The sequence below is a fragment of the Aquimarina sp. KJ22-3 genome (assembly GCF_055808215.1).
Window position 1 is genome coordinate 3,897,905 of the sequence record NZ_CM147859.1, and the last position, 23,032, is coordinate 3,920,936.

At 33.6% G+C, this 23,032-nt stretch carries 27 protein-coding genes; 1 reads left to right on the forward strand and 26 read right to left on the reverse strand.

Annotated features, from left to right (window positions below; genetic code table 11):
* Window positions 1-77: 77 nt before the first annotated feature.
* The 21 genes from AC0L3Q_RS17910 to AC0L3Q_RS18010 all read right to left on the reverse strand — a co-directional run bounded on the left by AC0L3Q_RS17910 (window position 78) and on the right by AC0L3Q_RS18010 (window position 16,343).
* Window positions 78-1,550, reverse strand: a complete 1,473-nt coding sequence (locus AC0L3Q_RS17910; protein WP_473281599.1) for an alpha/beta hydrolase — start codon at window positions 1,548-1,550, stop codon at window positions 78-80.
* An 81-nt stretch (window positions 1,551-1,631) separates the two neighbouring features.
* Window positions 1,632-2,621 (reverse strand): helix-turn-helix domain-containing protein, encoded by a 990-nt coding sequence (locus tag AC0L3Q_RS17915; RefSeq protein ID WP_473281601.1) that lies wholly within the window; start codon window positions 2,619-2,621, stop codon window positions 1,632-1,634.
* Window positions 2,622-2,919: 298 nt separating this feature from the next.
* Window positions 2,920-3,987 carry a methyltransferase domain-containing protein gene (locus tag AC0L3Q_RS17920; RefSeq protein WP_473281603.1) on the reverse strand — a complete coding sequence of 356 codons (1,068 nt, stop codon included), beginning with the start codon at window positions 3,985-3,987 and terminating at the stop codon, window positions 2,920-2,922.
* Window positions 3,988-4,518: 531 nt separating this feature from the next.
* Complete coding sequence (locus AC0L3Q_RS17925) at window positions 4,519-4,656, reverse strand: hypothetical protein (RefSeq protein ID WP_473281605.1); 138 nt, start codon at window positions 4,654-4,656, stop codon at window positions 4,519-4,521.
* Between the two features lie 267 nt (window positions 4,657-4,923).
* A complete protein-coding gene (locus AC0L3Q_RS17930; protein ID WP_473281607.1) occupies window positions 4,924-5,982 on the reverse strand; it encodes a bifunctional transcriptional activator/DNA repair enzyme AdaA in 1,059 nt (352 codons plus the stop codon).
* 5 nt (window positions 5,983-5,987) lie between these two features.
* The gene (locus tag AC0L3Q_RS17935) at window positions 5,988-6,743 is read right to left on the reverse strand and encodes an isocitrate lyase/PEP mutase family protein (protein WP_473281609.1); all 756 of its coding nucleotides are present in this window, start codon (window positions 6,741-6,743) and stop codon (window positions 5,988-5,990) included.
* A 106-nt stretch (window positions 6,744-6,849) separates the two neighbouring features.
* Window positions 6,850-7,185, reverse strand: coding sequence for a DUF2185 domain-containing protein (locus tag AC0L3Q_RS17940; RefSeq protein ID WP_473281611.1), 336 nt, complete (start codon window positions 7,183-7,185; stop codon window positions 6,850-6,852).
* A gap of 82 nt (window positions 7,186-7,267) precedes the next feature.
* Window positions 7,268-7,870, reverse strand: coding sequence for a hypothetical protein (locus AC0L3Q_RS17945; protein WP_473281613.1), 603 nt, complete (start codon window positions 7,868-7,870; stop codon window positions 7,268-7,270).
* A gap of 296 nt (window positions 7,871-8,166) precedes the next feature.
* On the reverse strand, window positions 8,167-8,364 hold the full coding sequence (locus AC0L3Q_RS17950) for a hypothetical protein (protein ID WP_473281615.1): 198 nt from the start codon (window positions 8,362-8,364) through the stop codon (window positions 8,167-8,169).
* Between the two features lie 19 nt (window positions 8,365-8,383).
* A complete protein-coding gene (locus AC0L3Q_RS17955) occupies window positions 8,384-9,013 on the reverse strand; it encodes a hypothetical protein (protein ID WP_473281617.1) in 630 nt (209 codons plus the stop codon).
* An 89-nt stretch (window positions 9,014-9,102) separates the two neighbouring features.
* Complete coding sequence (locus AC0L3Q_RS17960; protein ID WP_473281619.1) at window positions 9,103-9,462, reverse strand: nuclear transport factor 2 family protein; 360 nt, start codon at window positions 9,460-9,462, stop codon at window positions 9,103-9,105.
* A gap of 168 nt (window positions 9,463-9,630) precedes the next feature.
* Window positions 9,631-10,245, reverse strand: coding sequence for a hypothetical protein (locus tag AC0L3Q_RS17965; protein ID WP_473281621.1), 615 nt, complete (start codon window positions 10,243-10,245; stop codon window positions 9,631-9,633).
* A 92-nt stretch (window positions 10,246-10,337) separates the two neighbouring features.
* Window positions 10,338-10,916, reverse strand: coding sequence for a hypothetical protein (locus AC0L3Q_RS17970; RefSeq protein ID WP_473281623.1), 579 nt, complete (start codon window positions 10,914-10,916; stop codon window positions 10,338-10,340).
* Entirely contained in the window at window positions 10,829-11,260 is a 432-nt protein-coding gene (locus tag AC0L3Q_RS17975; protein ID WP_473281625.1) for a hypothetical protein, read from the reverse strand. Before AC0L3Q_RS17975 ends, AC0L3Q_RS17970 begins: the two co-directional genes overlap by 88 nt.
* Window positions 11,257-11,976: a hypothetical protein gene (locus tag AC0L3Q_RS17980; RefSeq protein ID WP_473281627.1), complete on the reverse strand. Its 720-nt coding sequence runs from the start codon at window positions 11,974-11,976 to the stop codon at window positions 11,257-11,259. Before AC0L3Q_RS17980 ends, AC0L3Q_RS17975 begins: the two co-directional genes overlap by 4 nt.
* Window positions 11,977-12,008: 32 nt before the next feature.
* Window positions 12,009-12,467 (reverse strand): alpha/beta hydrolase-fold protein, encoded by a 459-nt coding sequence (locus AC0L3Q_RS17985; RefSeq protein ID WP_473281629.1) that lies wholly within the window; start codon window positions 12,465-12,467, stop codon window positions 12,009-12,011.
* A gap of 178 nt (window positions 12,468-12,645) precedes the next feature.
* The gene (locus tag AC0L3Q_RS17990) at window positions 12,646-13,635 is read right to left on the reverse strand and encodes a phosphotransferase (protein WP_473281631.1); all 990 of its coding nucleotides are present in this window, start codon (window positions 13,633-13,635) and stop codon (window positions 12,646-12,648) included.
* 80 nt (window positions 13,636-13,715) lie between these two features.
* The gene (locus AC0L3Q_RS17995; protein ID WP_473281633.1) at window positions 13,716-14,369 is read right to left on the reverse strand and encodes a CPBP family intramembrane glutamic endopeptidase; all 654 of its coding nucleotides are present in this window, start codon (window positions 14,367-14,369) and stop codon (window positions 13,716-13,718) included.
* A 114-nt stretch (window positions 14,370-14,483) separates the two neighbouring features.
* Window positions 14,484-15,302, reverse strand: coding sequence for a LytR/AlgR family response regulator transcription factor (locus AC0L3Q_RS18000; protein WP_473281635.1), 819 nt, complete (start codon window positions 15,300-15,302; stop codon window positions 14,484-14,486).
* Between the two features lie 233 nt (window positions 15,303-15,535).
* Window positions 15,536-15,886: a VOC family protein gene (locus AC0L3Q_RS18005; RefSeq protein ID WP_473281637.1), complete on the reverse strand. Its 351-nt coding sequence runs from the start codon at window positions 15,884-15,886 to the stop codon at window positions 15,536-15,538.
* A gap of 31 nt (window positions 15,887-15,917) precedes the next feature.
* Entirely contained in the window at window positions 15,918-16,343 is a 426-nt protein-coding gene (locus tag AC0L3Q_RS18010; protein ID WP_473281639.1) for a DUF2200 domain-containing protein, read from the reverse strand.
* Window positions 16,344-16,562: 219 nt separating this feature from the next.
* On the opposite strand from AC0L3Q_RS18010, the gene AC0L3Q_RS18015 reads away from it, so the two are divergent.
* Entirely contained in the window at window positions 16,563-19,793 is a 3,231-nt protein-coding gene (locus AC0L3Q_RS18015; RefSeq protein WP_473281641.1) for a S41 family peptidase, read from the forward strand.
* 107 nt (window positions 19,794-19,900) lie between these two features.
* Here the strand turns inward: AC0L3Q_RS18015 and AC0L3Q_RS18020 are convergent, their stop codons facing one another.
* From AC0L3Q_RS18020 to AC0L3Q_RS18040, 5 genes are all read right to left on the reverse strand, one after another.
* Window positions 19,901-20,401, reverse strand: coding sequence for an SRPBCC family protein (locus AC0L3Q_RS18020; RefSeq protein WP_473281643.1), 501 nt, complete (start codon window positions 20,399-20,401; stop codon window positions 19,901-19,903).
* Between the two features lie 18 nt (window positions 20,402-20,419).
* Complete coding sequence (locus AC0L3Q_RS18025; protein WP_473281645.1) at window positions 20,420-20,848, reverse strand: SRPBCC family protein; 429 nt, start codon at window positions 20,846-20,848, stop codon at window positions 20,420-20,422.
* Window positions 20,849-20,964: 116 nt separating this feature from the next.
* Window positions 20,965-21,840, reverse strand: coding sequence for an RNA polymerase sigma factor (locus AC0L3Q_RS18030; RefSeq protein WP_473281647.1), 876 nt, complete (start codon window positions 21,838-21,840; stop codon window positions 20,965-20,967).
* A 133-nt stretch (window positions 21,841-21,973) separates the two neighbouring features.
* On the reverse strand, window positions 21,974-22,381 hold the full coding sequence (locus AC0L3Q_RS18035) for a hypothetical protein (RefSeq protein WP_473281649.1): 408 nt from the start codon (window positions 22,379-22,381) through the stop codon (window positions 21,974-21,976).
* Between the two features lie 38 nt (window positions 22,382-22,419).
* Window positions 22,420-22,956: a hypothetical protein gene (locus tag AC0L3Q_RS18040; protein WP_473281651.1), complete on the reverse strand. Its 537-nt coding sequence runs from the start codon at window positions 22,954-22,956 to the stop codon at window positions 22,420-22,422.
* Window positions 22,957-23,032: the final 76 nt, after the last annotated feature.

Sequence of the window (23,032 nt, forward strand, 5' to 3'; positions counted from 1 at the left end):
ATTGAATCATCTACGTACGGAGCAATGTTTTTGCTATATCATCAATAAGTAAAATTAAATTCTTGCATAATGTAAACTCACCGAATAGAAGGATGACTATTACTTGGTCCTGTAACTTTTACGAACTTTATATCTCCATAATATGTCTTTTGGGCATCAACTTTTTCTCTTTTCAGAAATAAAGGAATGATTTCATCTACTACTTTTGAGTTCCAATGGGCTTGTTCATGTCCGGCATTTTCCACCTTGATATGTGTAACATTTTTAAATCCCTTCATTGTTTCTTCTACCTGTTCAATAGGCGTGCGGCAATCCAAGGTTCCCGTAATAAATAAAGTAGGAATTGAAGAAGCTATTGGTATAGAAGAGTCAAAAGACAATGTATTTTCCGGCCAATGCCCCAGAGCTATATTAAAAGGGAAATTTACTGCGTTGCCGAACATGCTTTTTTCTGCTTCTTTTGAAATTTGCATTCTTCGTTCCGTACCTACTCCCGATGCTAGCTGCTGATTAATTCCACCCCCTGGTATTGCAAGGCTAAATGCCACGCGTTTTTGCACAAACCACGAAAGCATCCCGTAATCCTCTTTTTCTATGCTATACAAAAGTCTGGGTAATACCGGAATATCAGTATAGTCATCAATATCTAATCGTAAGACTACCCCTAATCCGTACGCCCCAATTTTGAGTTTCATTTCTTTTCCGGTTATGGGATTATTGATAGTAACGATTGCAGGTTTTTGTGCAAGTTGTTCCATAACTCGTTTTACTAATTTTTTGAAATCGGGTACTTCTTTATTTATGTTTTGATCTGCATTGACTAGTGTTGCTAATTTCTCGATATGAGCATCCAAATACCGGGGAAAGTTAAATGCTTGATTTGGAGCATCTGCTCCAGAAAAGATAGCACGCTCTACACGATCTGGAAAAAGTTGCATAACAGTCATCCCAATATGCGACCCAAAACTGAAACCAAAAATTGAATATCGATTAATTTTCAAAGCGGTCATTAATTCATTTACGTCATTAGCATGTGCTTCAATGGTATAACTCGTTATATCTACACCACGTTTTTTAAATGTCGCCAAGGATTCCTTTATCATTTGTTGGTAATGAATACTTGCAGCTTCTTCTGAAACAAAAAAGTCTTCAGGGTATTCACCGGACCAGATATAAGTGAGTGATTCATCCGTGCTTCCACGTCTATCGATAAAAATCAAGTCTCTTACTTTCAAGAGTTCAATCCAATCTGCTAAGTCTTCAGGACTGTCTGCTTGCCATGTACTGACTCCGCTCCCGCCTTCAAGAAAAACCACAGGCGGCTCAGAGTTTTTAGACCTGTTTTTTAACCAAACATACTTTACCTTGATTTTTCTACTAGCTGTTTGGTTCTTGTTTTCTGGCACTTCCAGATAACCAAACTGTGCATCAACGTTTACCTCTTCACTCACCTTAATAACTTTATGGGTAACGTCTACGAGTTTTACCTGACCAAATAAACAAGATGCGTATATGCACCCAAGAATAATCATTACAAATTGTTTTTTCATGTCTTTTAATTTTTTCCAAATTTGGCATGGAGTTTTAAAACATGAAAATAGAGAGGGTCTCAGATCATCATATAAGACTTCTTATTCTTGAGATTTAATAAATTCTGAAGGTGTCATACCTGTTTCTTTTTTAAAAACTCGATAAAAAGATGCTTTTGAGCTAAAGCCAACTTCTAAACCCAGACCTAATATTGAATATTTCTTTTTATCAGGTTGTGCGCTTATTTCTTTAAAAGCATTCACTCTATATTTGTTGATAAGATCACTAAAATTGGTTTGCAAGGTTTCATTAATTATTTTGGAAACATTATTTATCGGCCAACCCAGATGACCTGCGAATTCGGTCAGAGTAATTTTTGGATTCTTATATAGCTCTTCTTTTTCCAGCAGCTCAAGGAGTTCATTTTTTCTAAAGATAAGTTCGGCTAATGAAAAGTCAAATTTTAAGACTCTGTCCATGTAGTTTCCGATAAATTTGACATATTTTATCAGATACAAATAACCAAGTACATAAATCCAAAGTGCTTTGATAACACCTAAAGGCTTATACAACCACTGTGAATTATCATCAAGGTTTTTGATAAAAATAAGCCCTATGGGGATAGCAATCATAAGAAACCCGATGATCAAAGACCAGGAAATAATCAATATAGAGAGCCACCGTTTTACTTTTTTAAATTCTTTGAGTACTTGATTGGAATCCTTTGATTCCCGATAAATGAAATAGGAATAAATAGCTAATTGAATCATCCCGATAGCCGCCATGATTAGTGCAATGGTTTGTATGAGTGGAATATTGTCATAAGCCCAATCCATATTTGCTCTTATAAACAGAAAGGAAATGGTAAAAAATAACACGTCGAATATCAAGGAAGGCACAAAATGGATCACATCTTTCCAACGAAAGGATCTCGGAGGATCTTTGATATGTAGAATATGTAAATATGCCAAAGGACCGTAGGAAAAACTAAAGTTTAAAGGTATTGGGTATTTTGAGTTGAAAGCATGAATAGAAGACTCTAAAACCGATTGCAAAAGAGCAGATGAAAATAAAAGTATTAGAATTCCCAAGTATATATTGGGTTTTCTCTTGGGTTTTAGAAAAATGATAAACAACGCCAATAAAACCCCTTGAAATACCGCTAGCAAAAAATAAAAATTTGATGAGCTAAGGGAAGTGTCTATCATTGCTTTTTTGTATTACCTTATGAGATTTTATTACTTCTAGTTGTTGTTAATGTTTTCAATAATCTTATGGTGATATGTGATTAAAAATAAGGTTTTTTTTGATGTAGCACACAAGATTACAGGTATGTGATATGATGATGTTTAATTGACCAGTCGCATACTTCATATTAGTTGCAGTTCTTTATCGCCTTGCCTTAGCTTTAAAAAAAGTATAGCTAAATACCCCATCTTCTTTCGTCGTTCTTAGTAATCCGGTAATTCCTTTTTCAAATTCTTCTTTATTCATAATTCCCTCTGATATTATTTCTGTCGAAACACCCTGAATCATCGCTGTAAAAGTATTCTTTATAAATCCTTCTACCAGTTCAGGATTACTATTATCCACGTATATTTGCCTAGGACTAATTTCTACATCTTTAAACCCCGATTGTACTAATAAAGGGTATAGTTCCCGACCTATATTTGCATTACCTCTTCTAATTTCTTGTAGTTTGACTTGCCCTTCAATCACTTTTCTTGAAAATAAATTATCAGGATAAAATAAGGTCGATCCATGATCACCTTCAATGATTGTTATTGTACCTGCTGGTTTTATCAACTTTTTTACATGTTTTAGAATTTCTATGGGATTATTTATATGTTCCAGAACAAAACAGATAAAAACATGATCAAATTTCTGTTCTGAGTTTAAACTCCTTATATCTTTTACTTTAAATTCAACATTAGTTATTCCCAGGCTTTTAATTTTGGACCTAGCCTTTTTTATCGATGCTTCTGAAATATCTATAGACGTTATTTTTGCTTCAGGGTTTTTTAGCGCAACTATTTCTGTTTGAGCACCAACTCCGCACCCTACCTCCAAAATTGTTGAATTCTGATCCCACACTGAATCATAGTGCAAATATTCTGATACTGTAGATGCCTGGTCTAATAATCGTTTAGCTTCTCTTTCACTATAGCCATGAACATATCGATTATATTTGGATTCTTTAATTTCTAATAGCTTTTGCTCAAGTTGATGTAGGTCAATTGATATTTTTCCTGCTCTTTCTCTTAATTCATGCCCAGCTTCTGTAAAAAACAACCTATTCCCTTTTCTATAAAAAATTTGTATCGCTAATGAATCCTCCAAATTTTTGAGCTGATGACTGAGTGCAGATTGGGTTAAATTCAATTCCTTGGATGCTTTATTTAATGACCCATTTTTCTCTATAGCGAGAATTAAATTTATATGTTTTCTTTCAATCATATCTTTTTTAGTAAATCTATGATTTCGTTTGGTATTTCTTTGGAATATACGATGAAACCTTTTAATGAGACTTATTAGATGTATTCATAATTATCACTATTTTTTAATCTATGGATCGCAATTGAGCAAAATTGAAATGAATTTATGTATTCGCTTTTGCCGTACCCAAGTTTTACTATAAAATGTGGGTTATTGCATTGGTATACCTGATAAGCTGTCCCACAGTTTTTATTTTGTATATCTTTTACTTTCGCTAGTCTTAAAAGTAATTTCTACTTTGTCTCTCATAAAAGAATGATGTGCAAAATCATCATCTTGGCTATATGCGATATGCATAAAGAATTTCTTACCCTTTTGAAGTTGATGGTGAAATTTACTATCTGGAAATCTTTCCAAGTCAAATACAATTTCTGTGCTGTTGGAGTTTTCTTTTCCACTAATATTACGAACCGCTGTTTTGCCCCCTAAGTCTTTTACCTTGGGAACATCTCCTGGACTTCTGGTGTAAAAGTCTTCTATTTCGACAGTGCCTTATTTTACTCTTCCAATTAAAAAACTACTCCCAGCCAATTTGTTCTCTGGATTTAAGCCAATTGCCACCCATCCATCGGTTGGGGCTGTCATCGTAAAATTGACAAATTCTGCTCCAACCGTGTATTGTACTCTCATACCTTTTTTTCAATGGATTCGCTTTTTTGACTAAAAGACTGAACATAAAATGAAAAAAATAAGACCGTCAAGCTAATCATTAATTGATTCATACCGTTTGTTTTTTTGATGTTCTTAATTCATTGATTACCCCTAGGCAACCTAGTAGTATTATATAAGCGTAGCAATAAGTTTCCTGGTAATGACTTTTCGGTTGGTATTGACCTTAAATTTACAAAAAACACTTTTGTTTCAGTTCTTAAACCTTTATTTTTTTGATATACTTTGCTATGCTCTGGCGTTCCGTGATTCATGTTCAATCAACCATTGTTTTCGTTCAACTCCTCCTCCATAGCCAGTCATTTTTCCATTCTTTCCAATTACTCTATGACAAGGTATGATTATCGAGATTCGGTTATGTCCATTTGCAGAGGCGACCGCTCTAATTGCCTTTGGACTATTTATCCTTACGGCATGTTTTTGATAAGTGGTCGTTGTCCCATATTCGATTTTTTGTAAACCCTTCCATACTTTATTCTGAAAATCAGTTCCCGGTGTTTCTATATGTACGTCAAAAGTCTTTCGCGTACCGTCAAAATATTCATCAATCTCTTTCTTTACCTGTTTGATGTGTTTATTCTCACCCAAAATTATGTTTGCATTTAACAACTTTTGTAAATCTTTAAATTTTGTTTCCAACATCCGTCTATCAACAAACTCTAGCAAACAAATGCCTTTATCAGTTGCACAAACAAACATTGGACCTAATGGTGTTGTAAGTCTGTTGATGAGAATTAGGTTTTTGTCCTTACTCTGTTTGGGTGATTTGCCTACAAGTTTTTTAAAGGTGTAACCAAACCCGCTTAAGGATTCATACCCTATATCAAATGCGGTATGTGTGGTATTCTTTCCTAGTTTTAACTCTTGAAAGGCATTATTTATTCTATACATTCTTTGGTAGGCTTGAAACGTCATCCTATAATTTTTCTTAAACCATCTACGCACAACTTCTGGGCTAATTCCTTTTTGCCTTAATTGATTATCTGTGATTTTCTCTTTAGGGTTTTCTTTTACCAATATAATGGCATGCTCTACTTGTTCGGGAGCTTGATTTGCATTTTCTGTTGGTTTACAAACTTTACAGGGTCTATACCCATTGTCCAAAGCTTCCTTAAAAGTGGTATAAAACTCTACATTTTCTTTCTTGGGTTTTCTAGCCCTACACGTTGCAATACAAAAAACAGATGTGGTTTTCACGCCAACAAAAAAGATTCCGACAAAGCTTTGTTTCCGTTCTAACAATGCCTGGTAATACGTTTCTATTTTTCTATGGTCTGTTATCAACATCGTATTTAAAAAATTGATTTAAAGGAACTATGGTTTACCACCATTTGTACAGTTTCTTTAAAGTTATCATACATTTTGTCGAAAAGGAAATTACCCATACTTATTCGTTTTACACCCAACTTTGTCAATGTCTCAAAATCCGGAAGATTAGGCATCGCCATTACGTTGACTGGCAAATTTGTACAATTTACAATTTCTTTTATGTCAGTTTTCTTCTCGATACAAGGTGTGAAAATTCCATCTACTCCAGCATTTTGATAAAGCTGAATTCTCTTTTTTGTTTCTTCAACGACATTTTCTTGAAGCAAGATAAATGTATCTGTTCTTACGTTTATAAAAACATCAATATTTTCTTTTTCTAAGTGCTCTTTTATATCCGATAGTACCTCTGCAAAACGAATTGCATCTAATAACACTCTGTTTCCTTCAACCACGCTATCTTCAATGTTGATGCCTACAACACCAAGTGCTGCTAATCTTTTGATATGACCAACTATTTCTTTTGGATTACGACTATATCCCGATTCCAAGTCAACAGACAAAGGTAAATTGGTATGAAGAGCTATTCGCTTTACGAAATATTCTAGTTCGGAAAATTCTATTTCTTCGCCATCATTATATCCTAATAGGGATGCAATGGCAGAACTTGAAGTACCGATTGCTTTACAACCTAATTCTTCGGCTACTTTTGCACTTGGAACATCCCAAACATTTGTAATGAATACTGGTTGGTCTTGGTTATGTAAGTTTTTAAATTCCATCTTCACAAGTTTTGTACAAAGAACTAATGATGAAATTTATCCAGCAACCGAAAATTGGACGAGTATTTTTTTTCGTTTGCAAATAACGTTTTGTTGGTATTAGTTTTTACTCGTCAACCAATTTAAAATCATTTTTTCCTTCAACTCTTTCAAACTCGCTTCCAATTGGAGCATCCAAAAATGGAGTAATTGCCCCATCATAATTTACTATAGTATTGATATCGTAAATAGAGATGTTATTCAAGTTATTCACATATTCATCTATTTCGTCACCCGCGAAAAACCTCCAACCACTATCCATGTCTCGAGTTGGCTTTTCTTTATATATATAACCAATTTTTTTACCATCAACGGTTATTCTGTCTGTTGCAAAACAAGCGCCTCGATTTGGTTCAAGCTCCAAAATCTCTTCGGCCTTTAATTTACACGATTTTGTAGTCATATTTTTGAGTTGATGTCAACGGTTTGTTTATGGTGCTTACCTCAAAGGGTATGCACTATACACAAATTGTTGTACTCCTTTTTTATTTTTCATCAAACCCGTTAAACTCCTTTCTTTTCGTTTTTGGACAATGATTAACTACTATATCAAATTTCGAAACTTTTTCTGTTGGTGTTACATACCATTCACCAAAACTATAAGTTAACAAATAGACATTTTCAAATTTAGTTGGTTTTATAGACAGTTCTGTTTTTTCAGTTTCTGTTTTTTGAGGAACAGTTCTTAATTCTAATGAGATTTCATTTTCTGTGATTTTCCTTAATTCAGATATCAAATCGATATCCGGTTCCAGTTGATAGAAGAATAGAACTGAACTTTCATTTATTTCAAAAGCTGTTGTGTTTCCATCACAAGGTTCATAAATCACAAACTCATTATTGAGTCTTTTTAAACTTATCCAATGTCTCGGGAATCCTTTTAGGTCAACCTTTATTGGTTTATGCTTTTTTGCAATTTCCTTTTCATGATATGCAATGGCATCATTGTCTATTCGATTTGGTTTCCAGTTAATTAGTTTTTCAAAAATTTCTGAATTCCGAGTCGTGTCGATAAACAACTGATGTTTGGAAAAGTCCAAGTATTTTGGATTATTCTTTTCCAAAATCGTGTCCAAATCAACTTTCATTGCAGGAATTTTAGTCAGTTTATCTTTCGCCTTTTCTGATTTGGTTTTCTCTTTACAAGAAGCAAAAATCCCAAATATTAATACTATGTAGATTACTTTTCTCAAATGGTGTATAACATTCCTTATATCCTGCGTTTGCTTCCCAAAGGAGCATAAGCAATATACAAATTGTTGTATGTCTTATTAATGTAAGAAACGAAAACCGTTTATCTTATAAATTATTCATAACCTTTTATCTTATTCAAGAAGTTGTTTCATTTCAAGGATTATCCGATACCTCCATCCGTCGACCTCTTTTATTCGATTACCGCATGCTGCTCGGATGTAGTGGTCGCTTTCATTTTCATCGTCATTTTTTCATTGACTTTAACAGTTACATCCATAGGTAATCTTGATGTATACTTTGTCAAATAACTTTCGTTAATATCATACTCCGATGTTCCAGTCCCTGTCCCGTTTGCTATGACATTTACTTGTTCTTGACTTGTATCCAATGTAACAGTTTGTTTAAAATCAAAAAGCTTTCCCTCCTTTAATTTCGGTTAACAAATATTCTATATCTATTTTGATAGAAATAGGATTCATTCCTTGCATTGGGATTAACATCGGAACTTCGCTAGAGAATTTATCTCCAATTTTTAATGGTTTTTCTGGAAACTTTATGGCTTGTTGGATATTTTCAAGAGTAGCTCTTAAAGTTGTTCTCATTTGTTGAGATATGTTTTTCCCAAGTATAGAATCTACTTTGAATTTATTGTTAGCATCATATTTTCCAAGAATTTTTATTCCGGAATAAGGCTTTTCTTCAATCGTTTCTTCCCCATTAATTGTAGTCTTGGAGATTATTTTACCATAACTCATTGTTGCCGGAAATCCCCCATTCCCGTCCAAGTCATGAGTAACAATACTGGTTGACATATTGGTTTCACTTTCCATAATCATCGGCAATTCAATTCCTTGACTTTTAAATCGATCCATTATTTCTTTATCAGCCTCAAATTCAATTTCTGTTTGTGAAGTTGTTTTGAGTTGAGTCTGATACTTCTTGTTGGGCTTGAACTTGGTTTTGAAAGTAACGCTCTCTTGAGCCCAACTTGATATTGAAATTAAAATCAATAAAACAAAGGTTGTTTTTCTCTTCATAGATTTCTGTTCTACAGATAATGTTTATGGTTTAGCTTAAAGATTATTTAATGCCATCTAAGCATTGTTGTGTTCCTTCTGTACTTCTTTTATTCGGTTGGAATCGGCAAGTTATGCATTTTTAGAAATGACAATTTATCCCAATATCCACGTTGAAATTTGATTTTTCCATCAATAACTTGAAAAAATCCGCACCCTCTTAATCCTAAAGGATCTTTCCATTCTAAAATCGCCCATTCTCCATCTTCAAATAAATTTTCAGGAATACAGGTCATATCCACTGTACTGAATTCGGTCGAAAACATCTCTTTAATAGCATTTCTCCCTTCAATTGGTTCGTTGGCCACTTGGTGATTAATTGCATCCAGATGGTATAGTTCTGCAATTTTGTCTGCATTTCCCTCATTGAATATTTCAATCCACTTTTCAATCAATTTCTTTGGTCTCATTGTTTTCAAGATGTGTTTTATATGACTTACAGTCTTTAATATATGTTTCGCAACATCGTAAAACGTTACCTGGTTTTCGGCTTTTCCTATATTATCAGAAGGAATACAACAATCATTTGACTGACCATTTAGTTATCATGCCATCATACATAGTATAGCACTCAATTTTTATTCTGCTTTTTGTATGGCCTGCATTTTCATCATTTTTAAGTTAAGGCCAACGGTCCAACCAAGAACAAGAATAAAATCAATGAGCTGTACTATTGGTAGGTATTCGTTTAATTTTTCAATATAATAAAACAAGTTATTAAGACCTATAACTAGTAAGCAAACGATGCCTGTTATTTTAAAAAGGGTCATTTTGTTTATATGAAGTGTTCTAATAATACTAAGTATTCCAATCAAACCACAAATACTTAAAATAGTGGTCATCATATCATGATATTTGGTAAAAATTAATGCTGCCGACAACATGGCTAAAACTCCAGTAGCTTGGATTGCAATTGTTAGGAATCTACTTTTTACAAAATACTTTGTAAAGTAAAAGAAGAAAATAACCATACTGCAACCCAGCACAACTATCGCGAAAATCGAAATTGGTCTTGCAGGATTTTCATTTCCATTTATTGCATTTTCACTCATCAAATTACACCAAAGGTTATTCAACCAATCATACCCAACAGAGTTTGGGTCGATAGGTGAGCCTCCAGGATATACATTAGCAGAATAAATATATAGTGCTATAAAAATCAAAATTCCGAAAGTTGGTAAGAGTTTTTTCATTTCTTTAAAATTTTGATTCTATATAACAGCAAGTGTATAATCTCTATCAAAAAGGGTATATGCAATATACCTTGTTGATAGTAATTGTCATTTTATGGTTTTGGTCTTAGGATTTCTATAACTTCTGTGCTTACCCAATAGATATTTGATAGTCCCGGTTCTATATCTCTTTCATCCCTACCAAAAAATAAATACTTACCATCTGGGGTAATTCTTGGGGCTTTTTCATTAAAACTAGTGTTTATGGTATTTCCAAGATTTTTAGGTGCTGTCCATGTTCCATCTTTCTCTTTAAAATAAACATACATATCATTATCTTTTCTTCCATCTTCTAGATCGCTCTTTGCTGTTACTATGATGTAATCTTGCGACGGAGAAATGAAAGCATGATGACCAAATTCAAGTGCAACCTCCTGTACTACGGGAAATTTACCATTTTTATAAGGCGCATAATACGTTTTGAATTTTGACAAATTGAAATAATAAAGATCTCCGTTTTTAGACTGATTAGGAAAAAACACCATATCCTCATTTATAGGTGACTCAAGAAGAGTCGCATCACTCCAGGAATCTTCTAAACGGTCTACATACCAAATTTTTTCATCTGCAAAAGCAGAGTCCATCGCTGTGAAATAAATCCTTTTCCCATCAGGGCTAACAAATGGGTGCATTTCTTCCTTTTTTTACCATTCGTAAAATTGGCTTTTTTTACAGGAGTCCATTTATCGTCTATAAGTTTTGAAAAATAGATAGATGCCTCTTCTTCTTTGTTTTCTGCAGCAAAATACATTTCATTCAACTCTGAAGAAAACGAAACGGTGCCTTCGAACCTTCCATCAATTGAAACGATGCCAGGAGCAAAAACTTCTGGTATTAAACCAGGTGGTTTTTGATCAAAATAATAGTGTTTTTCGATTAAAGACTCATCTTTTTCTGCCTTCGATTTCTCAGTTTTACAAGCACTTAGAAATATTACAGATATTAAGATCAAGAATTTAGCTATTCGGTTTATCATTGCTTAATTTGTTTTAACGATTCCAAAGACTTTCTATATAAGTCTACATCACTACTTTTTTGAGTTAAAGCTAATTCAATAGCCCTATTATAAGCAGTAGTAGCTTTCAATAATTTTTGATTCTCCTTATATGATGTACCTAAAAAATAATATGCCAGATGTGATTGAGGGTATAATGTTGTCCAGTATTCATAAAGCTCGATAGCCTCTTCAGTTTTCTTTGCTCCCAATAATCTTCTACCCACATTTTTAAGACAACTCATACTGTACAATCTGTCAGCATTTGGATAAATGTCAAACCCATATTCCTCAGATAGAATTTGGTAGAAAGATACAATATTGTCTTTAGCCGAACCTTCATTCTCAATTAAATCCAAGTAATCGACAAACCACTTTTCTTTTGGAAATATAAAATCGAAAGCAGTAATTAAACCTGGTAAAATAACATCAGTATGTCCTTCACCTTGAATCGTCTCTGCTTTTGTATGAATAGCCTTAGAATTGAATCTGGATAATTCATTATTGAAATCATTAATATTTGTAGCTATGTAGGGTTGAGAATTTGCATCCTTACTACCAGATACCACATACAAAAAGTTCTGTTTTATTTTATCTTGACTATAAAGAGCAACTAATTCTTCGATCAATCGCTCGTCTTTACCGTAACCATCTCCTATAATGTTACCTGCTGCAAAACATATATAAGCTTGAAACAAATTAGGTTTATTCAATAATGTATAAAGTCCAATCACTGATGATGGCGAAAACCCAATAAAAGTTTTAAAAGTAGCCGTACGGTATTTTTTTCTACTAGTGGTAATAATTCAAGTTCTAAGAAATTGACAAATTCATCTTGATGATCGCCATAGTTATACATTCTATTACGATGATTGTTGTATAGATTTGGCGCAAAGTGATTTCTATGTTTTCCTCCTGAACCAAGCGCAATAACAATGGATTCCGGCATTCTTGATGTGTTGCTCAAATGATTAACAATTGCACTTGTTGTGTTAAACAGTAAACCATGATCTAACACCAAGATTATGGGGTATTTTTTTGTTGAGTTTTTATATTCTTTGGGTAACGTTACTGTAACGGTTCGAGTTTCATCTATGTACTCTGAATTTATAGTAAAATTCTCAATTGAATTTTGTGCAGAGAATCGACTTGTGGCTAGTAGTAGAAATATAACTAGTTTACTCTTCATTGTTTTGGTTTAATTTTGAATTAGGCCGATTTTTAGTACGAAAATTCTTCAAAATTTACATTTAGAACAAGGAAATTAACTTGTTTAACACGATATTGGGAATGTTTGCCGACGGTAAGTATAACAAACGTTATAGTCCTGAAGGGCAACTATGTTTTGTTATACAGTGTTAGAGGCTTTATATTTTTATTTCGTTTAATTCCATCCACTGATTTACGGCATGAATCCAATATTTTAAAAACTCCTCACTTAAGAAGTGATTGGAGAAATCATTAAATCGTTCAATATGAATTCCAGTATAATGAAGCCAAATAGCTAAACCTCCATACGGAATCAATCTTTTTTCTTCGCTTGATATTGAGGTAATTGATTCATACCCTTCATAAAAACTATTTCTTTTCTTTTCAAATACCTCCTTAACCGGCTCATTCCGATAGATCGACATCAAGCTATAAGCGATATCTAAAAATAGCCATCCATTACCACAATTGTCAAAGTCAAATATCGTAATTTCACTATCATTTTTAATCTTCATATTCTCATACCACATATCAAGATGGATTGTTCCGTACCTTAAGCGATCAGATTCTGCATTCCTAAATTCAGAGAAAATTTTAGAAGTAGCACGCTCAAAATATTTCATTTCGTTTGAAGATTCAGAAAAATTCTTCTTTACCAGTTCAAAAGCCCAATTAACCAATGTCTTATCGTTATAATTCTTTCGGTCAATTTTTTTATTAATAGTTAATTGATGAATTTTTGCCATTACCACACCAAGATTATAACAAATTTCTTCTGATGGTTTTCGGATAAACTTTCCCTCCGCAAAAGAAAATAAAACTCCAAAACGTTCGCCTTCAAATCCATTTATTCTTTGGATATAGTTATCATTTGAATCTTTTATTGGATACGAAACGGAAATTCCGTTACCTTTTAAATAGTTTAATAGTGATAACTCTTCCTCAATCTCATTTTTAGTTCTCCAATTTTTAAAGTAAATTCTGAACACAAACTTTTCGTCTGTTTCGGTTTTAATTAAATAATTATGTTTTACACCTGTTTTTAAGATTTTGCAATCTGTGTTTTTTCCAAAACCGTATTCATTACCAATAAAATCGGATAAATACTCAGGTGAGATAATTGTGCTTATTGCAGGTGCGTATGCCATTGATTTTGATATTATCTCTAACTCCTAAATATAGAAAATATAATTATCTGTTTTCAAAAAGGTTCTATGATTTCTGGCAATTACCCCCAACCGTAATACATAAAAACAAGAGCCACAGTGTCAATAAATCCATGAACCGCAATAGTGAACCATAAATCGTTCTTACGAAGATGAAAAATAATAGCGAGAAGCATCCCTGTAACACCTGCCACAACCTGCCCAGTTATTCCTTGATATGCATGTATACAACCAAAAACAAACCCAAAGAGTAGGATATTAATCATAAGGCTAATTTTACCTGATCCAAAAAACTTAGTAAACTGTCTCATCAGATAGCCTCTAAACACAATTTCTTCGCCAAATGCTGCGGATACCCATATAAAGACCAATAAAGTCATTGTAGCAGGCAGGTTTCCTTTATACACTTCAAAAACAGAAAAGTCTATAGGTTGCCCCGTAACATATGCAGCGCCTGGTACCATGATATAGAAATAAAATAGAAACATAACTATACCCAAAATTGGAGCTATGATCAATAGGCTTTTTACATGGATTCTTTTACGTTGAAAGCCTAAAGATTTAAACATATCTTTTTTATACTCAATGGCACTTGCCACTAATACGATTAAAGCCGCTATGATGATGTAAAAATAGCCTAATAGATATAGAAGGTAGCAAAGAAGAATAGCGATTACGGGTGTTACTTTTGTAGTTAAAAAGGTCTTGGTATTCATTTTTTATCGTTTTTAATTTTAAGCGAAGTAAAAACGATAAAGCAAGATAAACAGGGATTTACGGCTCATTTTTACCGAATGGTATCAAAATAACTCCCGAATAATCATTGCATTTTATAGCTTACCCTCAAACCAAGTCATAAATTCTTGTTTTTTATACCTACTAATGTTTATCTGAAAAGTCTTTTGGTTGTCGATAGTAGGTTTAAGTAATACCGATAGCTTTCCATTTTCGATGGACTGTACTTGTTCGATAGAACGAGAATGGAGTACGATTTGTCTATTTGCTCTAAAAAAACTTTGTACATTGATTTTGCTTTCAACTTCATTCAAAGTGAAATCTGTAGTAATTGTCGTCCCATCGGTTTTTACAATATATACGATCTTGTTTTCGCTATAGATAAAAGCGATTTCCCCATACTTAATCAAGGTTATTTTACCACCATGTTGCGTTTTAAGTGTTCCTTTTATCGAGGCAAGTCTGTGTAGTCTGTAGATATCTGTCGAAAATAAAAGTGTAATTCCAATTGCACTGATGAGCAGACTTACGGATAGTCCTGTAAGCAAATGATATATGCTATAGGATTCGATTCCATTAATCATTCCATTTAGACCAAAGTATAAAATGAGATATAGGATAGTAATATATCCTAAAGTCGAAAAAAGAAAACGCAATACTATAGGTGTATTAATTTTGTTGCTGAAATACTTATTTTCAAAATGTTTAAAATTAACCCCGCCAATTAGAATGATTAAGCCTCCCGAAATGATGGAAACTACAATAGGAAGTAAAGGAAACTCGTAGTCTTGGTTAAACGGAAAATTTTCTGGCTCGGTAAGATGATTAGCCACAACAGAAATGATTACAATGATAACGATATTTCTAACCCAAAAATTTGAAAAATTAATACGTTTTTTAAAAGCGTCAATCATTGTTTTTATTGAAATTTTAGTTTCATGATCTTTTATTTCCCTGTTCTCTATACTATTCTAAGCAAAATGTATTTTTCAAAGTCTGGTAGTTGCCTATTTATTGAATAGTTTTTACTGTACATATTCTCATTTCTTTAAATACAGAATTTTTCTGATCGCTTTTAGGGTATGCGGTACTTTGTTACGAAAATTTTCATTATTCATTAGGAGTACTTTATGTTTCTTTTAAACATTTATTTAGGAGTGATCAGGCCAATTAAGTTCCCTGCAACATCCTTAAACCAAGCAAACTCCCTTCCATCCGGTAATCTTGTAGCTTTTACAAATATCTCCCCTCCATTTGATTCAATTGCCTTCAAATCTGATGAGATATCATCGGTTTCAATATATATAGTAACATAGTTTTGTGGATCATTAGGTCCTAATTGATTGATATGCCCGCTTAAAGCACTTTGGTTTCCTGTATCAATAATTGCAGAATTTCCGTGTCGTGTTAAATTCCAGTCAAAGACTGATCTATAAAATGCAGATGTTTGATCAATATCACCACAACCTATTTCAAAATGTACTACTGTTCTTTTCATACTATCCAAATTGTTAATAAAGAAGTGCCCTTTAGGTAATGAAACGTATCCGCTTTATTTTCTTATCTGCACTGATTTCTATTTTTTCTTCGCGTAAAATTTTCTCCATTTTACGACCTTTTGCCAATTCATCAATCAGTTTTTCCATACGTCTGCAATCTCGGTACAAGGCAAATTCTTCAGGTATTTCTTCAATACGATATCCGCACACCACCCCTTTGATCATGTCTGCATTTTCATGCATTTGGGCTCCTTCAAAAAAATCTCCGAAGGTTCCGTTACCCTCAATAAAAGATGCTAATGTAGCCTGATCATAACCCGTTAACCACAAAATAACCTGATCGAGCTCTTCTTTGGTTCTACCGTGCTTTTCTATTCTTTTGAGATAATGAGGATAGATAGATCCGAAATTCATTTTTGCGACTTGCTCATTCTTTTTTGCTGTTACTTCTGGCATGACTTATAATTTATTGTTTTTTTAACAACTTATGCGTGATTATTTATTTGTTTAGCATCTAATTTAGTAAACAAGAACAAGTAAGAGAAAATTCTAACGAAATTTTCCTAATACGCGCTTGCAGAAGAAATTAACTACATCTGATGTTGTGCTTGCTTTAATTTTTAAAGTTTACTCAAATTTACGAATCAAACAATTAGAATACCTTATATTTTTATTATGAGACAATCAATCTTTCTGTTTTTTACCTTTATCTTTTCATTACAAATTTCATCAGCTCAGGAGAGTTCTCAATGGCTACGCTTTCCTGCCATATCTCCTGACGGTAAAACTATAGCCTTTAGTTATCATGGTGACATTTATACGGTACCATCTACCGGAGGGACAGCTACTATTCTTACCATAAATGATGGCTATGATCATATGCCTGTATGGTCTCCTGATGGTTCTCAAATTGCTTTTGCTTCAAACAGACATGGTAATTTTGATGTTTTCGTTATGCCATCCAAAGGAGGTACTGCTACCCGACTAACATTCCACTCTTCTAATGATAGTCCGAGCGATTTCAGTACCGATGGTAATTTCGTGCTATTTTCATCTTCACGTTTAGATTTACATACTAATCAACAATTTCCGTCTGGGGTATTACCAGAATTATATCAAGCACCCATTACTGGAGGTAGAGTAACTCAAGTTCTAACCACTCCTGCGGTTAACACGAAGATGAGTAGTGATGGTAAGACATTACTTTTTCAAGACTCCAAAGGGTATGAGGATCCACTTCGTAAGCACCATACATCATCTGTTACCCGAGATATTTGGAAATATGATGTGGAATCTAAAGCGTATACCCAACTGAGTACTTTTAATGGAGAAGACATGGATCCCGTTTTTGCGAAAGATGGAAATTCTTACTATTTCTTGAGCGAATCTTCGGGTAGTTTTAACGTATACAAAGCAAGTCTCTCTGGTGGAGCTGCTCAACAAATTTCAAATTTTACCAAACATCCTGTTCGTCACCTTAGCATAGCTTCAGATGGTAAGCTCTGTTATGGCTATCATGGTAGAATATTTTTACAAACGGAAGGATCAGAACCTCAACTTGTAGAAATAGATATCCGTTCGGACTTACGTAATCTACCTGTAAAAACAATATCTGTAAATAACAATCTTAGTGAGTTTGATGTTTCTTCCAATGGAAAAGAAATAGTTTTTATCAAACGTGGTGAAGTATTCGTTAGTTCGATTAAAGATGGAACCACAAAACGAATTACCAATACTCCAGAACAAGAGCGAAGTGTATCCTTTAGCCCCGATGGAAGAGCTATATTGTATGCTGGTGAACGCAACGGAAGCTGGAATCTGTATGAAACTTCATTGAGTCGTGAAGAAGAAAAGTACTTTTTTAATTCAACAATTCTAGAGGAGAAAATCATTCTCAACTCAGCTGCTGAAACTTTTCAGGCAAGCTATTCTCCTGATGGTAAGGAAGTCGCTTTTCTTGAAGAACGCACCAATCTGAAGGTCATTAACCTAGAAAGTAAGGAAGTACGCGAGATTATGCCCGGCAATAATAACTATTCTTATGCGGATGGGGATCAGTTTTATGAGTGGTCTCCTGATAGCAAATGGTTCTTGGTAAATTATTTGAGAGATGGTCAATGGATAGACCAGGCAGGTCTAGTCAATGCCTCTGGTAAAGAACCTGTTATTAATATTGTTCCTACTGGGTATGGAGCTCATATCCCGCAGTGGATGATGGGTGGTAAAATGATTACCTGGTATTCTAGCCGAAATGGAATGAAAAACCATGCAAGTTGGGGAACCGAAATGGATTTTTATGGTATGTTTTTAACACAAGCCGCCTGGGATGATTTCAACTTAAGTGAACTTGAATCAGAGTTAATGTCTGAAGAGAAGAAGGATTCAGATTCTGAAGGTGATAAGGATGATTCAAAAGATAAAAAGAAAGGTGAGGATAAAGAAAAGAAGGTAGACCCTATTGAGTTTGAGCTGGATGGACGCAAAGATAGAATCACTCGATTGACTACTCATTCTTCGGATCTTGGAGCTGCTATTATTTCGAAAGACGGTAAAACGCTCTACTATCTTGCCAAATTTGAGAAAGGTTACAATCTATGGAAAACTAACCTTCGTACTAAAGAAACAAAAATTCTTGCTTCATTAAATGCCAAAAGTCCAGGAGATATGGAGATGGGACCAAAAGGAGAAAACCTTTATATTCTATCAAACGGTAAAATAAGTAAAGTTGATCTGAAAAAAGGAAAGACAGAAGGTATTTCTATAAAAGGTGAAATGTTACTTGACGAAATGGCGGAGCGCGCTTACTTGGCTGAGCATATTTGGCGTCAAACGAAAAAGAAGTTTTACCGTAAAGATATGCAAGGCGTAGATTGGGATTTTTATAAAAAAGCCTATTTTGTTAAACTAAAGGATATCAACAATAATTTTGATTTTGCAGAGCTAATGAGTGAGATGTTAGGTGAACTAAATGCTTCTCATACGGGTGCAGGCTATAGAGATTCGAAACCAAATGGAGATCAAACCGCTTCATTAGGAATCTTCTTAGATCCATCGTACACTGGTGATGGATTAAAGATTATTGAAATTATGGACAAGAGTCCGTTAAAGAGTAAAGACAACAAATCCAAAGCTGGTCACATCATACAAGCTATAGACGGTGTAAAAATTAATAAGGACATGAATTATTATCCACTCCTTAACCGTAAGGCTGGTAAAAATACACTGCTTACTTTCTATGATCCTGAATCAAAAAAAGAATGGAAGGAAACCGTAAAACCAATTAATAGAAGAAAGTTAAGCCAACTGTTGTACGAAAGATGGGTTAAAAATTGTAATAAGCTTGTCGAACAACTTTCTGGCGGTAAGTTGGGTTATGTACATGTTCGCGGAATGAATGATGAGAGTTTTAGAAAAGTATATGACGATGCTTTAGGAAAGCATTACAACAAAAAAGGATTGATTGTAGACACTAGATTTAATGGTGGAGGTTGGCTTCATGATGATCTTGCTACATTTCTAAATGGAAAACCTTATATGGATTTTAGGCCTAGAGGTCAAAATTTAGGATCAGAACCTCAATTTAAATGGAGTAAACCATCAGTTGTTGTAATGAGTGAAAGCAACTACTCTGATGCGCATATGTTTCCTGTTACGTATCGAGCAATGGGTATCGGAAAACTGGTAGGTATGCCGGTACCAGGAACTGGTACTGCAGTATGGTGGGAAGGGTTACAAAATGGAGCTTGGTTCGGAATACCGATGGTTGGTATTATTGACACCAAAGGTAAATACCTTGAAAACCAACAATTAGAACCAGATGTTAAAGTCGCCCTAGACCCAGAAGTTGTTATTACAGGAAGAGATCAACAACTAGAGGCGGCAGTCAATGTATTGTCAAAGAATTAATTTTAGATTGCACTACTGGTTTTATAGAATATATTTGAATTAAGTAATAGCGGTCAAAGTTTACACCGAAACCGCTATCACTTATTCCCAATGTTAGCCACTGCAGTTTATGAATCTTTAGCCATTTTTTCAGTCATTTCTTCTAGAGAACTATTCATAAATGCATGGAATTGTTCCTGTGTCATTTGAGGGTTGTTAATAAACTTATCATAATGAGACCAAAATACAAATACGCATTTGCCATAACCTAAATCAATTATTTGAATAGTGTTTACCATACCCTTTACAGGTGCTCCTTCTAATAAAGAATACGAAAAACTTCTTGTTGATTCGTTATAAGCTACAATTTTTTCCTTAAAGTAGCCTTTACCATCCGGCGTATAACATACCCTTTGACCTCCCTTTCCGATATTTCCGGTCCATTCAACTCTTGCAACATTTGATGAGTATTTGTCTATTTTGTCAATTTGTCTCACTGTCTCCCAAAACTTATCCGCCGACTTATTTATTATTTTACTGAATTGAACTTTTGGCTCGCCCATTGATTGTGCTGTAGCTAAATTTAGACTAAGTAAAAGGACTAATGTCGCTAAAAATAGATTTTTCATTTTTGATGTAATTTTAATTTAATATAATTTTTTAATTCCTTCTAAGCTCATTTGTATCATGCCCTGAAGCATCGAGGTAATTTCCTGATCCTGTGAGCCATCAGTATCAAAAAAACTCTGCCAAGTGACTTCGCTTCCATTGACCAATTCTTTTACGGAAATACTGTTTTCCATATTAGTAACAGGCATTGGTGGGTTTTGAACTAAATATTTTAAGTATCTTTCTGAATCATTAAATTCCGTAATAACTTCTTTGATTGTTATTTCCCCTTGTTCAGAATTCATTGTACAAGTTCTTTCACAACCTACACCATTTCCTTTTACTTCGCTATGGGTAATCATTCCTCCTGCATAATCTTCTACCCTATCGAAGGACTTGATTCTGTTCCAGATTTCTACAGCAGGAGCTTCAATTTTTAAACTCTCGTTTACTTTAGGATGTTTCATATAAATTGATTTAAAATTTCCCTTTTGATCCAATTTCAATTGATGTGTTACAAAACAGAAAACAAAATGCCCGTAACTCATAGAATTACGGGCATTTTAAAGCTTGGTCTGATATCTTAACTCAATTCAAAATAGTTGAGCAGTTCATTATCTCCAATAATTTCATCCACAATTGTTTCCTTATTAAAGTTATCTTTGGCAGGAGTGTCTCTTAGTAATTCAAGATGCTTATTGTCAACAAGATCCGCAACAATTTCACTGTTTTTTGCAGCGTAATCGGCTACTTTCATTCTATAGCCTACATTAAAAAAAAGCTGGTCTTCTGTTAAATAACCATTTTTATGCATGGTCTTAGCTTTTTTACCACACCTACATGGATTTTCAGGATTCATCAATCCACATTTTTGTTGCATAAAGTTTACAAGTTCTTTCCTTGCTCTATGTAATTTTAATCTATAATTAGCTTTGCTTATATCAAATATTTCAGCCCCAAGATTGTGATCAACGCCAAATGTCTCTCCTACAATAAATAATAATCTTTGCTCACGAGTTAGACACATAATCATTCCTGATAAACATCTATATCGAACCTCTTTTGTTAATTCTTCGTACTCTGCCTCTTCTTTAGCATCTAAAAAAGAGGTGTGTTGTATGGAATCTAATCGTTTTCCCTGGCTCTCAAAATCAGTGAACTGCTTTTCTCCACTACGTCTTTTTGATTTCAAGAATTCATTGAATACGATTCTATAAAGCCAGGTTCTAAATTGACTTTGGAAATTAAACTGAGATAATTTAGTAATTACCTTTATCAGTGCTTCCTGTGTCAAGTCTTCCGCATCTTGTGGGTTAAAAGAGAATTTCCAAGCCACATTAAAGATGTAAGGTCTATGAATAGCAATTAGCTCATTTAATGCACCCTTATCTCCCTTTAATGAGGCTTTCAGTAGTTCAATATTTTTTTCCTCCGAGTATTTTTCGCCAAGTTGATTCATATTTGCTTTTTTGAACTTAGATCCGAATTATCCTCTGGTGTTACAAAGTTTTTAGATTGCTCCTAACGGTTAGTAAAACAAGCTTAGCCTATCAATAGGCAGCTATGATTGGTTGTACATGATTAGCCATTGTTTATTTATTATTATACAATGTACTTACATTTCCATCTAATAACTCTTTGTAGTAACAAAAGTCATTATTACTTTTCGATATACATTCTTCTTTTTTAAGATCATTCCATTCAGATTCGGATAACAGTAATTTACTATAGGTATTAATATATTTCTTTGATTTTATTGAAAATGGAGCGTCACCTTTAGGAATTCTATTTAGTTCATTGATAGCTTTACCTAACAATATGTTTATTTTAATCTTATTCAATGTATTTTTATGTTTTGAAATATATTTAAAAATAGCAACAGCCAACTCATACCTCATCCTAAAAGAATCAGGGTTGTTTTTCAACCAGTCTTGACAGATGGATATGGTCTTTTTGTGATTTCCTTCTTTAGCGTGTATGGAAACTATTCTCAACAACATTTTTTCCCTTTGACTATAATTTAGAGTTTTATTTTCTTTTAGCTCTTTACTAAGATTTTTTTAATACGATCAGATGGTTTAAGAAGTAACTCCTTATTCGCTTCTATACTCAATGGTTTTGAATAAATAACTAAAGAATCTTTAATTCTAAAAGAAAATCTAATTTCAGTGTTTAATTCACCAGTATATTTTGATTTATGGTAAACTTCATATGTGTATGTGTCTTTAGGTAATTTTATGGTTTTTAAGCCTGTACCACACGAATAAGCTTGATGATGCAATGTGTCAAATGATTTCCAATTTCCATCACTATCTTTTATTTCTTTATCAAACAAAATTTTAGCATCATATCCTCCAAAAACAGGTAAAGTGTCTGTCGTTCTATTGATTAAAAAAACATGAATGTTTTGCGTTGAATCTATAAGCTTAGCGACAATTGAAACCTTATCATTTTCGAATTTTGTAGATTCTTTTAAACGTTTTACTCTGGGATTTTTATTCATCTTAGTTTGGCCCAAACCAATAAAGTTCATTAAAATCAATATACCTAGAGTTAAAATATGTCTATTTCTCATTTTTGATAATAACAGATAATGTGTAATACTTGAGTTGTAGCAGGGCCAAATGTTATCCTACTTTTCGTACCGACTC